The sequence below is a fragment of the Rodentibacter rarus genome (assembly GCF_001998965.1).
Lineage (GTDB): Bacteria > Pseudomonadota > Gammaproteobacteria > Enterobacterales > Pasteurellaceae > Rodentibacter > Rodentibacter rarus.
Genome location: NZ_MLHJ01000008.1, coordinates 34174 through 46950, shown reverse-complemented (window position 1 = coordinate 46950; position 12777 = coordinate 34174). Strand labels below are relative to the sequence as shown.

General features: G+C 42.2%; 13 protein-coding genes and 1 pseudogene. 4 read left to right on the top strand and 10 right to left on the bottom strand.

Going from position 1 to position 12777, the window contains the following annotated elements:
* The 7 genes and pseudogenes from BKK50_RS13105 to menB all read right to left on the bottom strand — a co-directional run.
* Positions 1 to 82, bottom strand: an 82-nt coding sequence (locus BKK50_RS13105; RefSeq protein WP_425272384.1) for a hypothetical protein, incomplete at its 3' end; no start/stop codon positions are given.
* Positions 83 to 145: 63 nt separating this feature from the next.
* A pseudogene (locus BKK50_RS01050) lies at positions 146 to 508 on the bottom strand (transposase); the annotation flags it as partial.
* A 124-nt stretch (positions 509 to 632) separates the two neighbouring features.
* On the bottom strand, positions 633 to 1979 hold the full coding sequence (gene accC / locus BKK50_RS01045) for an acetyl-CoA carboxylase biotin carboxylase subunit (protein WP_077414489.1): 1347 nt from the start codon (positions 1977 to 1979) through the stop codon (positions 633 to 635).
* 59 nt (positions 1980 to 2038) lie between these two features.
* Positions 2039 to 2518 carry an acetyl-CoA carboxylase biotin carboxyl carrier protein gene (gene accB, locus BKK50_RS01040; protein ID WP_077414487.1) on the bottom strand — a complete coding sequence of 160 codons (480 nt, stop codon included), beginning with the start codon at positions 2516 to 2518 and terminating at the stop codon, positions 2039 to 2041.
* A 177-nt stretch (positions 2519 to 2695) separates the two neighbouring features.
* On the bottom strand, positions 2696 to 3148 hold the full coding sequence (gene aroQ / locus BKK50_RS01035) for a type II 3-dehydroquinate dehydratase (protein ID WP_077414485.1): 453 nt from the start codon (positions 3146 to 3148) through the stop codon (positions 2696 to 2698).
* 57 nt (positions 3149 to 3205) lie between these two features.
* Positions 3206 to 4198 carry an o-succinylbenzoate synthase gene (menC, locus tag BKK50_RS01030; protein WP_077414482.1) on the bottom strand — a complete coding sequence of 331 codons (993 nt, stop codon included), beginning with the start codon at positions 4196 to 4198 and terminating at the stop codon, positions 3206 to 3208.
* Positions 4199 to 4252: 54 nt separating this feature from the next.
* The gene (gene menB, locus BKK50_RS01025; RefSeq protein ID WP_077414480.1) at positions 4253 to 5110 is read right to left on the bottom strand and encodes a 1,4-dihydroxy-2-naphthoyl-CoA synthase; all 858 of its coding nucleotides are present in this window, start codon (positions 5108 to 5110) and stop codon (positions 4253 to 4255) included.
* Positions 5111 to 5255: 145 nt separating this feature from the next.
* Here menB and BKK50_RS01020 point away from each other — a divergent pair, with 145 nt between their 5' ends.
* The 3 genes from BKK50_RS01020 (at position 5256) to BKK50_RS01010 (ending at position 8060) form a co-directional block, all read left to right on the top strand.
* A complete protein-coding gene (locus tag BKK50_RS01020; protein ID WP_077414478.1) occupies positions 5256 to 5822 on the top strand; it encodes a DUF5358 domain-containing protein in 567 nt (188 codons plus the stop codon).
* Positions 5823 to 6002: 180 nt separating this feature from the next.
* A complete protein-coding gene (locus BKK50_RS01015; RefSeq protein ID WP_077414476.1) occupies positions 6003 to 7661 on the top strand; it encodes a phospho-sugar mutase in 1659 nt (552 codons plus the stop codon).
* Positions 7662 to 7730: 69 nt separating this feature from the next.
* Positions 7731 to 8060: a DMT family transporter gene (locus tag BKK50_RS01010; RefSeq protein ID WP_077414474.1), complete on the top strand. Its 330-nt coding sequence runs from the start codon at positions 7731 to 7733 to the stop codon at positions 8058 to 8060.
* Positions 8061 to 8093: 33 nt separating this feature from the next.
* On the opposite strand, the gene BKK50_RS01005 is transcribed toward BKK50_RS01010, so the two are convergent.
* Positions 8094 to 9632, bottom strand: coding sequence for a YjjI family glycine radical enzyme (locus BKK50_RS01005; RefSeq protein WP_077414472.1), 1539 nt, complete (start codon positions 9630 to 9632; stop codon positions 8094 to 8096).
* 193 nt (positions 9633 to 9825) lie between these two features.
* Here BKK50_RS01005 and yczE point away from each other — a divergent pair, with 193 nt between their 5' ends.
* Positions 9826 to 10491: a membrane protein YczE gene (yczE, locus tag BKK50_RS01000; protein WP_077414470.1), complete on the top strand. Its 666-nt coding sequence runs from the start codon at positions 9826 to 9828 to the stop codon at positions 10489 to 10491.
* On the opposite strand, the gene BKK50_RS00995 is transcribed toward yczE, so the two are convergent.
* A complete protein-coding gene (locus BKK50_RS00995) occupies positions 10441 to 11475 on the bottom strand; it encodes a glycosyltransferase family 9 protein (protein ID WP_077414468.1) in 1035 nt (344 codons plus the stop codon). The two genes, yczE and BKK50_RS00995, sit on opposite strands and share 51 nt — an antisense overlap.
* Positions 11475 to 12617 (bottom strand): O-antigen ligase family protein, encoded by a 1143-nt coding sequence (locus BKK50_RS00990; RefSeq protein ID WP_244149399.1) that lies wholly within the window; start codon positions 12615 to 12617, stop codon positions 11475 to 11477. Before BKK50_RS00990 ends, BKK50_RS00995 begins: the two co-directional genes overlap by 1 nt.
* Between the last annotated feature and the right edge of the window lie 160 nt (positions 12618 to 12777).

The window sequence follows — 12777 nt, the reverse complement described above, 5'->3', positions numbered from 1 at the left end:
GTCTTTTCTTGCGCAAAATAGAATGAACACCTAACTCATTCATCAGCTTTAACAACGTTTTATGATTCAAATGGAAACCCATTTGGCTTAATTTAAACGTCATTGGGCGATAGCCATCTCGTTTTCTGTTCTTTTTATACAGCAACAATGATTTTTCTTTTTGCCGTTGCTTTTGATGGTCGAGCGCCTCCAACTCCTTTAGGTAAGCAATCTCCACACGGGCTAAGGCAAGTTCTCGTTGTTGCTTTTTAAACGCTTTGGGGGGAAAGTCTGTGGTTTCAGGGATTTCGATGTCTTTCTTTTTCATCTTTGGCTTCACTATTTTCGGTGTTTGAGGGTTTGTATAAGGTGATTTTACGCCATCAACTCCTCTTTCCCTAAATACTTTTAGCCAAGAAATGACGAGCGAATGGGAGATTTTATGAAGTTTAGCCACCTCTAGAATGCCAAAATTCTGCTCAGTGAAAAGTTTGATAATTTTTAAACGAAATTGATAAGAGCAGGACATAATCTATCTGCACCTCAAATTGGGTGTCCAGGTTTTGGGTTGCAGATCAAAGTGCGGTTGATTTTCCGCTTATTTTTATACTTTCATCTCTCGATAAAAAAGCTCACTTTCGTGAGCCTTTTTATTAATCATGTAACCCTAATTTTTTCTCAAGGTAATGAATATTGGTGCCGCCTTTTTGGAAGTTTTCATCTTCCAAAATCATTTCATGCAATGGAATATTGGTTTTAATGCCTTCAATGATGGTTTCCGCCAAGGCATTTTGCATACGGCGGATTGCCACATCTCGGGTATCACCGTAAGTAATCAATTTCGCAATCATGGAATCATAGTGCGGAGGCACGGAATAACCGCCATAAATATGGGAGTCCCAACGCACACCAAAACCGCCCGGTGAATGTAAGTGATTGACCTTACCCGGTGATGGCAAGAAAGATGTTGGATCTTCTGCATTGATACGGCATTCAATGGCATGACCTTTCACTTTAATATCTTCCTGTTTGAAAGAAAGCGGTAAGCCTGCCGCAATACGGAGTTGCTCTTTCACCAAATCCACACCGGTAATCATTTCTGTCACCGGGTGTTCTACTTGGATACGGGTATTCATTTCGATGAAATAAAACTCGCCGTTTTCATATAAAAACTCGAATGTACCTGCACCACGATAGCCGATTTCTACACAGGCATTGGCACAACGAGAACCGATATCACGGCGTAGTTCTTCAGTAATTCCCGGTGCTGGGGCTTCTTCCACCACTTTTTGATGGCGACGTTGCATTGAGCAATCACGTTCTGCCAAATACACCGCATTACCGTGCGTATCCGCCAATACTTGAATTTCCACATGGCGTGGATTTTCTAAGTATTTTTCCATATACACCATATCATTATTAAAGGCTGCTTTCGCTTCGGCTTTGGTCATCGCAATTGACTCTTCTAGCGCCTCTTCGTTACGCACAACACGCATACCACGACCACCGCCGCCACCAGAAGCTTTAATAATAATTGGATAACCGATACGTTTTGCGATTTCTTTATTTTTGGCAATATCGTTGCCAACCGGACCGTCAGACCCCGGCACACAAGGCACGCCGGCTTTTTTCATGGCTTTAATCGCCGAAACCTTATCGCCCATTAAGCGAATTACATCTGCGGTAGGGCCAATAAAAGTAAAGCCTGAGCGTTCAACTTGTTCTGCAAAATCCGCATTTTCAGATAAAAAACCATATCCCGGATGAATCGCATCTGCCCCGGTGACCTCTGCTGCAGCAATAATAGCCGGAATATTGAGATAGCTTTTTGCAGAAGGCGGCGGCCCAATACAAACGGTTTCATCCGCCAATAAAACGTGTTTTAATTCACGGTCGGCAGTGGAATGGACAGCAACGGTTTTGATGCCTAATTCTTTACATGCACGCAAAATGCGTAATGCAATTTCACCACGGTTGGCAATGACAACTTTTTCTAACATAAGAATTCCATTTGTTAAAAAATGGCAAGTCTCCCCGCCATTTTAGATAATTGATAAGATTATTCGATAACGATTAATGGTTCGTCAAATTCAACCGGTTCGCCATCATTCACAAGAATGGCTTTGATGACGCCCGCTTTATCCGCTTCGATACGGTTCATCATTTTCATCGCTTCAACGATACAAAGCGCATCACCCACTTTTACGGTTTGCCCGACTTCAACAAAGGCTTTTGCTTCCGGGCTTGGGCTACGGTAGAAAGTGCCTACCATTGGTGAGCGAACAATATGTCCGGATAATTCATCGGTAGTCGGAGCCGGGGCTGAAGCCGGTGCAGCACTTGGTACAGGGGCTGCCACTGCGGCCGGAGCAGATACCGGTGCAACTGCAATCGGTGCAGAATATTGTGCTGCAACAGGGGCTACTGCAGGGGCTGCACGACTAATGCGTACCGTGCCCTCTTCCTCTTGAACCTCTAATTCGGTGATACCGGATTCTTCAACTAATTCGATAAGCTTTTTGATTTTACGAATGTCCATACGTTCTTCCTAAAATAATAAAATTCTTAACCGCACTTTTATGACAATGCACAGTATTATCTCGCCAATACACAAAAGTGTAGTTAGTGATAAACGGATTTTTAATCGGGCAAAGATTACCCTAAATTGAACTAAATTGCGATAAAATTCTATAAATTTCGCCAAAATAGCTATTTTTTATTGTTTTTTTGATAAGAAATCTAAAGCGAATAAAAAGGCAAATTCATAGCCTTTTGCGCCTAATCCGCAAATCACGCCCTCTGCCACATCACTAAAATAAGAATGATGACGAAACGGCTCACGTTTGTGTACGTTCGACAAATGAATTTCCACAAAAGGGATTGAAACCGCCAATAAGGCATCACGCAATGCCACGCTTGTGTGCGTATAAGCGGCAGGATTGATTAAAATAAAATCGGTTTTTTGGAAACTTTGATGAATTTTCTCGATCAATTTTTCTTCACTATTGGCCTGAAAACATTCCAATTCAATATTGTGTTGTACGGCTAATTCTTTTAGCTTCGTTTCAATATCAGCCAGTGATAAACGGCCATAGTGTTTTGGCTCACGCGCCCCTAACATATTTAAGTTCGGGCCATTTAGCAGCAAAATTCGGGATTTTGGCGACATATTCTCTTCCTTTTAAGGTTGGGCATTATACTGATTTTTCCATCATCGCTGGTCGTATCAGATAATTTTTTTAATCCATTGTGAATCCAAATCAATGAGCGGTAAGGTTGATCCTTGCCAAGAACGCAACACTTGATAATCCATTAAATCCAGTGTATCTAACCCCGGTGTGATATTGGGGGTATATTGTTGGGCAATCCGAGCCAGTTGGGTTAGCCCTAAGCTACTTTCAATACTGGAGCTTATTACCGCTTTTAAACCTAAAGTATGGGCTTGCTTGATGAGATCAATACAATGCTCAAGAGAGCCGATTAATGTTGGTTTAATTACAATGGCTGCCAAGTACGGTTCTTTTTTAAGCTGAAAATCGCTTTCTCGTAAGGATTCATCCCAAGCAATGGCAATGCCGGTTTGAGCAGCAAATTCACAACTTAATGCCGGTGTTTTGCAAGGTTCTTCCAAAAATTGAATTCGGCTACGGTGTTCAGGTTTGATTTTCGAAGCAAACAACAAGGCTTTCTCAAGCGTCCAACGGCGATTGGCATCAAGGCGTAATTGCAATTCAGGGATAGCCTCTAAAAACATATCTGCAATCAATCCGTCCCGGTTGGCTTCATACAGCCCCACTTTGATTTTTGCCACTTTTTCACCCGGGAGATTGGCTAATTCGGCATAAAGTTCATCAGGATCGCCATAACACAAGGGCGCTGCATGATAATTTCCCTCTGCATTGAGTTTGCCTTTTAACTCTGCTAAAGCACAACTCAGCCCAAATGCAACAGAAGGATAAAGCCCCTCAAATGATAACTTCTCACCACGGGATCGTGCCTTATTCCAATCGGCAAGCCATTGTATTGTTTGTTCTTCCGCCATTTCTAAAGATTCTTCACTGAACCCCGGCAAAGGGGCAATTTCCCCCCAGCCTTCATTATTTTGGCATCGAATTTGTACCAACAACCCTTCACGGCGTTTTAAAAACCGATCTCGCAAAATCAGTTGGCTATCAACAGGAATGGAATAACGATAAAGATGATATTGTCGAATTGTCATCATATTTGCCTATAAAAAGTGCGGTTGAAATTCACCGCACTTTTACTTGAATGATTAAGGATTGCGTCTAAATTTACTGAAATCCGGTGCCCGTTTTTCATTGAAAGCGTTGCGTCCTTCTTGACCTTCTTCTGTCATATAGAACAACATAGTAGCGTTACCCGCTAATTCTTGAAGACCGGATTGACCGTCACAGTCTGCATTTAATGCCGCTTTCAAACAACGTAATGCAATCGGGCTGTTACGCAACATTTCACGACACCAACGTACTGTTTCTTTTTCAAGATCAGCATAAGGCACTACGGTGTTCACTAAGCCCATATCCAAGGCTTCTTGTGCATTATATTGACGACATAAAAACCAAATCTCACGGGCTTTTTTCTGACCGACTAAACGGGCCATATAGCTTGCCCCCCATCCGCCATCAAAAGACCCCACTTTCGGCCCAGTTTGACCGAAAATAGCATTATCTGCCGCAATGGTTAAATCGCATAACATATGTAATACATGACCGCCACCAATGGCATAGCCTGCCACCATGGCAACCACCGGTTTCGGGCAAGTGCGAATATCCCGTTGGAAATCCAACACATTTAAGTGATGTACGCCACTTTCATCTTTATAGCCGCCGTAATCCCCACGAATTTTCTGATCGCCTCCGGAACAGAACGCTTTTTCACCTTCACCGGTTAAGACTATGACCCCGATTTTTTCATCAAAACGAGCATTAGAAAAGGCATGAATCATTTCTTTGACGGTTTGTGGACGGAAAGCATTACGCACTTCAGGACGGTTAATAGTGATTTTAGCGATCCCATCAGTGGATTTGTGATAGCGAATGTCCGTATAACCCTCGCTATGGTCAACCCATTCAACGGGCGCATAAAGTACATCATCTTTTGGATTTTGCATGAATATTCCTTTTAATTAACGAAAAGTGCGGTCATTATAGCGGAAGTTTTTCCAATCGGGAAAATGAAAATTTATCTCAACCTTTATCTATTCGGTGCTTATTGCTAGAATTTGGTCTTTATCAATCCCTTAACCCAAACCCAAAATGAAATTGATTGTTACACTTACCACCATATTACTCCTCAGTGCGTGCAATTTTTCCACCCCATCACAATCCCCTATTCCGGCGGAATTTGCCGGGGCAGATTATCAACTTTCCGATAAACAAGCCAAGCAATGGGCGATGGCCAGCAAACAGGCAGAACAGTGTATTTACCCGCATCTTACCCGTATTCAGCAAGCGCATTTTGCAAAAGAAGATCGCTATATCCATTCCCAATATGTTTTTTTCTATCCATTGGAAAACCTCATTGGCGAAGACTATGTGAAGATCATCCAACAAGATGAAAAATCCATGAATTATGCCACTTATCAATTTAAAAAATTCCGTACCGCCGTGCTAAACGTAGAACCCCTATCCCCTCAACAATGCCAAATTTTACGCACCCAAGCCCGTGATGATTTAGAAGTGATGAAAGGTCAATATAAAAATGGAATGGTGGATAAATCAAAGGACGAAGAAGGCAACATAAAAAATACTGATGGCGTGGCAACCAATCAAAATAAATTCTTTTTTGACATTATAAAATGGGGTTCGGCACTGTTGTTATAATCGCAATCAAACTCACTGAAACAGTACAAAGGAAAATCATTCCATAGTTTTTTGGCTACAAAAAATGAGAGAAATAAAAAATGCTACACAGATCAAATTTTCACTAAATAAGCCTTTGAACTTTAATGATTTTCCGCTAGTCTATTTGTGTATTTCTTTAAACTTAATTAAGGTGGAATTATGGCAACGCTTTTTGATGCAGCACAAAATTGGTTAAACCAAGATCCTGATGCGGAAACTCGTGCAGAATTGACCGCACTTTTAGCCTCAGCCAAAGCAGGCGATGCAAAAGCAGAAGCAGAATTACAAGCTCGCTTTGATGGTCGTTTACAATTTGGTACGGCAGGGTTACGGGGGCCTTTACAGGCCGGCTCAATGGGAATGAACCGTGTATTAGTGGCACAAGCTGCCGGCGGTTTAGCCGATTTTTTAAAAGGCTACGACAAAGAACCTTCTATTGTGATTGGTTACGATGGTCGTAAAAATTCTGATGTCTTTGCGCGTGATACCGCAGAAATTATGGCAGGTGCAGGAATAAAAGCTTATTTATTACCACGCAAGCTTCCTACTCCGGTATTAGCCTATGCCATTCAATATTTTGACACCACGGCCGGTGTAATGGTTACCGCAAGCCACAACCCGCCTGAAGATAACGGCTATAAAGTGTATCTCGGCAAAGCCAATGGCGGCGGACAAATTGTCTCTCCGGCAGACAAAGAAATTGCCGCACTTATCGACAAAGTGGCGACAGGGAATATTCAAGATTTACCGCGTAGCGATGATTATGTGGTGTTAAACGATGAAGTTATCGATGCTTACATTGCCAAAACCGCCTCCCTTGCCAAAGAACCGCAATGCGACATCAACTATGTTTATACCGCAATGCACGGCGTAGGCTATGAAGTGTTAAGCAAAACCCTCGCTAAAGCGGGTTTACCACAGCCTCATATTGTGGCTGAACAAGTCTGGCCGGACGGTACTTTCCCAACCGTGAATTTCCCAAACCCAGAAGAAAAAGGGGCATTGGATTTAGCCATTAAAGTGGCGAAAGAAAATAATGCGGAATTTATTCTTGCTAACGACCCTGATGCCGACCGTTTAGCCGTTGCTATGCCGGATGCACAAGGAAACTGGAAAGCCTTACACGGTAATGTGGTCGGCTGTTTCTTAGGTTGGTATTTAGCCAAACAATATCACGCACAGGGTAAACAAGGGATATTGGCCTGCTCTTTAGTGTCCTCCCCTGCCCTTGCCGAAATCGCTAAAAAATACGGTTTCCAATCAGAAGAAACCTTAACCGGTTTCAAATATATCGGTAAAGTTCAAGGCTTACTGTTTGGCTTTGAAGAGGCACTCGGTTATTTGGTAGATCCGGACAAAGTCCGTGATAAAGACGGGATTTCAGCCGCGATTATGTTCTTAGATCTTGTCCGCAACTTGAAAAAGCAAGGTAAAACCTTGAGCGATTATGCCGATGAATTTACTAAAGAATTCGGTGCCTATGTGAGTGGACAAATTTCTATTCGTGTGAGCGATTTGGCTGAAATCGGTAAATTAATGACCGCACTTCGCCATACACCACCAACTGTTATCGGTGGCGTGAATGTGGCACAATTTATCGATCACACAAAAACTGATCGCCAAAGCGATATTCTTGTCTTTGTGTTGGAAAACGGTTCTCGTTTAATTGCCCGTCCTTCCGGTACAGAACCGAAAATCAAGTTCTATCTAGACGCTCGTGGCACAGATCCGAAAAATGCCGAACAAGTGCTGGCTGAGTTTGATGAGGGTGTACGTCATATTCTTCGTCAAGACGCTTACGGTAAACAAGATTGCTAATAAACAGCTATAACCTAATAAAAGGGGACGCCTATTAGCGTCTCTTTTTTATTTGATAAGGAATACTCAATGAACCCTTGGATTTTACTTGCCCTTTCCATTTGCTTAGAAATTGCAGCCACCAATTTATTAAAAGTAAGCGATGGCTTTACTAAACCACTACCCACTCTCGGCTCACTTATGCTCTATGGCATTTCTTTTTATTTTGTGTCCATTATTTTTCGAACTCTACCCGTAGGGTTAGTTTATGCCATTTGGTCCGGCGTAGGAATTGTGCTGACTGCTGTTGTGGCGTATTTTGCATTCGGACAAAAAATTGATCTAGCGGGAATGATTGGCATTGGGCTGATTATTGCCGGTGTGCTTGTGATTAACCTCTTCTCTGCTCTCTCTCATTAAAAAAGAGCGGAAAATTAACCGCCCTTTTTCACATTAGCCATTCACATCTTGCTCATCACGCAATTGACGATCAAACACCTGGGCACATTCATCCGTACCGGAACCATACCAAGTGGTATCTCGCAATGCCACCTCTCCCTTACGGTATTTTTCCACTTCGCTTTTCTTCACCAAATAACCCGTCACACGAATGAGATCGGTATTTTTTAAATAGGTTGTGATGTAACGATAGCCCAAAGCAAAAGCGCCATCAATAATATCCACCACCGCATCGCGGTGATCCACATAGGTTTGATCAAAAGCAAATAAATCCCCGGTACCGGACGGGAAATATTTGTGGAAAGGGGCAGATTGTTTGAGATGCGCAAGTAATGTCGGCTCTTCCCCCACCCGAATACGATGTGCCGGTGCATTATATTTATCTTCCTCATGATTACTTGCGCCAACTTGGGCATGTAATAAATAGCGATTGCCCGTACGCTCGGCATAAACGCCCTCATGCATCTCGGTGATTACTTTTAATTTATCCATAATGGCGGTTGCGATCTCATCCCCTCGTTGGCTTTTTCCAAAGGTTTCGTTTAGCCCCTCACAGTGCAACAAGTGATTGGTCGCATCCGCTAAGCCTACAATGGCGAACATCCCGGTAAAATTAGTGCGTTTAATAAAGCCTTCTTTTTCTAAAAAGGAAGTGCTAAAGAAGTGGCTTTCCTCCACCACAAATTTATGTCGTTTATCCATGGTAGAAAGGGCGCATTTCGCCACACGAGGTAATAATTCATTCACCATTTCATCCGCACTTTTACAAGCACGAGCAATGGTTCCAAGGCGTAAACGGGTTAATGTGTAAGCCCCGCCACATTCCGGCAGCGCATTGTAACAACTTGCTATGCCGTATTCTTCGCCTAAATCGGCAATATAGTAGGCATCGTTTGCAAAGGAGGGTTTAGAAACCAACAAACAAGCTTTTGCCGCCAGTTCGGCAAATTCACGGCTGGTTTTTGTTTTGTCATAGCGAATAGTCATATTCGGTGTAGGGGCTTCAAGCTCAATGACTGCACGTAAAATTAAACGCCCGGCTTTGGTATCATAAGGCCCAATATTGGCATGACAAAAAGAATCCGGCACGGTTTTATCAATATGATTTAAAAAGCGTTTAATTTTGATGTAATCTTTTTCTTCATCCGTAATGAAAGGCTCAAGTAAACTGTCCAATCGCCCCACATAAACGGGATAGGTCGTAATAGAAGGGATATGAGAGTAAAGAATAAGCAAACCATCAAGCGCTTCATCAAGATCCTTTGGCGGCGGTAATTCTAAAAATTCACAGCCTTTTTGAATATACACATTGTAATCAGGCAGAATATAACGAGGACGATAAATCGCATACCCCTCGCATAAATCACAAATCATTTGGCTCTGTAAAAAGCCCCATTCTTCATCGGTGTAACCCAACAATTCTCTGGGATCAAACAACCGCTCGGCAATATTGCCCAACATCATTAATTTTTGGTGATAAGTGAGATTATTGGCTTTAACAGTATCGAGAATATCTTGAAGGGAAGCGAGCATAATATTTACCTGAATAGAAAAGACGAACTATTGTAGTTCAGCCCTTTTAGTAAGGCAATTTTAAGAATGTGACTTTGATCACATTTATTAAAAATGAGGATAGTCGATTCCGTTATATAATATGACATTAAAGTGTTTTGGTTTTAGTCCATTTCCCCGTAACATAACACTATCTTGTTTCTCTGAGTCATTTATGAAAAAAGCACGCGTTATCCCCTATCCCTGTTGGGCGGCGACTTCATTGTGGTCTGCCAATTTTTCGACCTTATCGGTTTTAATTTTATCGCTGGCTGTTTTAGGCATTGGCGATGGTTTAATTGTGCTTTCCGGGTTGGGTTCTACGCCTTGGACAGTGCTTTCTCAAGGGGTGGCACGACAAACCGAAATCAGTATTGGTTGGTCATCGTTTTTTATTAGCGGTGTTGTGATGCTGTTGTGGTTGCCATTAAAACTTCGCTTTGGGTTAGGCACGATTCTAAATATTATTGTAATTGCCTTCTTTCTGGGAATCACCACAAAAATCCTGCCACAACCCACCGCACTTTCAGGACAAATCGCCTTTGGTATTGTTGGGATCTTGTTATATGGATTAGGCACAGCGTTTTACCTCACCTGCCATTTGGGCGCCGGACCGAGGGACGGGTTAATGGTGGGATTATGCCAACATTTTCACCTCAAAGTAGGCGTTGTTCGCACCACACTGGAAGTGTCTGTTTGCCTATTAGGCTTTATTCTCGGCGGCACCGTTGGCATTAGCACGCTCATTTTTGCCAGCGGAATCGGCTGGATCGTTCAAGGCTATTTGAATTTAATTTCCCGTCTGCCACATTCGTTGAACGAACGCCCTGATCTCAATTAATGCCTGTGGAATGGAAATTAAACCTAAATTCATCTGTGTTGCTTTGCCCTTCGGTGGACAAAAGGCGATATGCTTATCCGCATCATTAATCGGTTTCCAACGAATCGGTAAAGCAGAACGGCGACTTGGATAGAACCCTACGGTCGGCACATTCAATGCTCCACTTAAATGCAAAGGTCCTGTGGAGCCGGCAATAAATAAATCCGCACAAGCTAAGGAATGGGCAAAATCAACCAAACCCTGATTTTTATCGTAAATAGCAAGGCGTTCATCGCCTACTAATTGCGCTAATTCATGGGCTTGTTCGCTTTCCCCCGGGCCTGCCGTCAGCACAATTTGACAATCAAATTCGGCAAGCAACCCTTGAATTAATTGTGCATATTGCGCCAGTGAAAGATTGGTTGCAGACCCTCCAGAACCACTATGCACAAAAACCCATTTTTTCTTCGCAGAAAGTCCCAAGCTTTGCTGTAAAAAAACACGTTGATTTTCAACCGCACTTTTATCAAATACTAAATAGGGCGGGGCTGGCTCAACAATCGGCATTTGGTGTTTTTTCAAAAAGGCACGCACCAAATCCTGATTATATTCAGCCTCTGATTTTTCCGAACGGGAACGGCGTTGGGTCAGGCGATGGTTATAAAGAAATTGAATAAGCTTCGTGGCGGGAGCAAGGCGATATTTAATGCCACTTTTCCAAGCTAATTTTGCATTATGCACATCCGAAAAAAAGCTGATCATTCCATCAAAATGGTGGGATTGAATCTCGTGCACCAGGCGGTTAAAGTCTGCCTTATCATCCTTTTGGCTATCAATAATCACCTCATCCAAATAGGGGCACATTTCCGCAAGGGGTGCGGTGTATCCAGGGACAAGTGCGGTCAATTTCAATGCTGGATTTGACGCTTTCAGCATAGCGAAAGCCGGCCACGCCTGCATAAAGTCACCTAATTTATCATTACGAATAAGCAAAAGTTTTTCCATTATGCTGTCTCCAAATCCTGTGTTTTCTCTGTTTGTTTTAACATCGCATAAAATACCACCGTTAAGAAAAGATAGAAAATATTCCCGGAATTATGGTTAAAGAAACATTGGCTTAAACAATAAATCATAATGGAAAGAATGTGCACCATCCCCAAGGTGGCAATTAATTTGACCTCTGAAGAAGGACTGTTTAAATAACGTTTAAATTGATACAAAGGAATTATCAAAATTCCTAAAAAAGCAAGAAATCCGACAAGCCCCCGCTTAGAACAATCATCAAGATATTGGTTATGGGCATGATCGTATCGTCCAATATTCCCCATAACCACTTTCTCTTTCACATCTTGCTTACGCTTTTCTGTCGCACCTCGCTCACCCCAGCCTAAAATCGGTTTTTCTTTTATCATTAACACAGCACTTTTCCACATGTCAAAACGTGCGCCAAGCGAGGTATTCGTCTTATTGTTTTCATAGTTGGCAATATCACTTTGGATTAAAGAAAAACGTTCCATTACACGGCTATTGGGTATTTGGCTTATGCCAACAAGGGCAAGCGTAAAGAGACTGACAACGCCAAGGAAGAATTTCTTTGAGAGTGAATGGCGATAAATCCATAACATCACGATAAGCATAATCGGCAAAGCAACCCATCCTCCACGTGCAGTAGAAAGCACACTTCCCACAATGCCAAAGAAAGAAGCGAAAAGACAAAGTGCGGTTATTTTTTTCTGTGATTTTTGCCAAAAATAGAGTCCAACTGCGAGACTGAATAAGCCCAATGACATCGCAATATCGCCCCCTTGAATATGCATCGTGCGGGGAGAATAGGCCATAGAGCTATGTAAAATAAATTTATCATAAAGCGCAACAAGCCCTGCCACCATCGAACCTAATGGAATGGCATAAATCAATGCACAGAGCTTTAACGGCATATTCAATAGAAAGATTAAAGTGGGAATTAATAAAACCGCCCGACTTGGATTATCCAATACCCGTCCTTTTTCATCATTCACAAAAAAGGAAAGTACAAAAACCGCAAAGTAAAAAATATAGCTATAAATAAGCCATTTATCCTCTTGCGATAAATGCCATTTAAACTTTTTAATCAATCCGTAAATACCATAACCTAGACCTAACAACATCAAAAAAATCGGGGCAACATTGTGTCCACCTTTAAAGGTCAACACGGATAAAAAGAAAAAGCTAATACTAAAATTTGCTAAGACTGGAAGGATATTTTGTTTTGAAATTTGCATAAGTCGTCACTCGGCGATACATTCAACCATAAAAAAACCGCACTAA

What these genes read in the sequence shown, in the direction of transcription:
- yczE (WP_077414470.1), top strand. Translation starts at nt 9,826, where the DNA reads ATGAAAAAAGCACGCGTTATCCCCTATCCCTGTTGGGCGGCGACTTCA.
- aroQ (WP_077414485.1), bottom strand. Translation starts at nt 3,148, where the DNA reads ATGTCGCCAAAATCCCGAATTTTGCTGCTAAATGGCCCGAACTTAAAT.
- accC (WP_077414489.1), bottom strand. Translation starts at nt 1,979, where the DNA reads ATGTTAGAAAAAGTTGTCATTGCCAACCGTGGTGAAATTGCATTACGC.
- BKK50_RS00995 (WP_077414468.1), bottom strand. Translation starts at nt 11,475, where the DNA reads ATGGAAAAACTTTTGCTTATTCGTAATGATAAATTAGGTGACTTTATG.
- BKK50_RS01005 (WP_077414472.1), bottom strand. Translation starts at nt 9,632, where the DNA reads ATGCTCGCTTCCCTTCAAGATATTCTCGATACTGTTAAAGCCAATAAT.
- BKK50_RS00990 (WP_244149399.1), bottom strand. Translation starts at nt 12,617, where the DNA reads ATGTTGTTAGGTCTAGGTTATGGTATTTACGGATTGATTAAAAAGTTT.
- BKK50_RS01010 (WP_077414474.1), top strand. Translation starts at nt 7,731, where the DNA reads ATGAACCCTTGGATTTTACTTGCCCTTTCCATTTGCTTAGAAATTGCA.
- BKK50_RS01015 (WP_077414476.1), top strand. Translation starts at nt 6,003, where the DNA reads ATGGCAACGCTTTTTGATGCAGCACAAAATTGGTTAAACCAAGATCCT.
- menB (WP_077414480.1), bottom strand. Translation starts at nt 5,110, where the DNA reads ATGCAAAATCCAAAAGATGATGTACTTTATGCGCCCGTTGAATGGGTT.
- menC (WP_077414482.1), bottom strand. Translation starts at nt 4,198, where the DNA reads ATGACAATTCGACAATATCATCTTTATCGTTATTCCATTCCTGTTGAT.
- accB (WP_077414487.1), bottom strand. Translation starts at nt 2,518, where the DNA reads ATGGACATTCGTAAAATCAAAAAGCTTATCGAATTAGTTGAAGAATCC.
- BKK50_RS01020 (WP_077414478.1), top strand. Translation starts at nt 5,256, where the DNA reads ATGAAATTGATTGTTACACTTACCACCATATTACTCCTCAGTGCGTGC.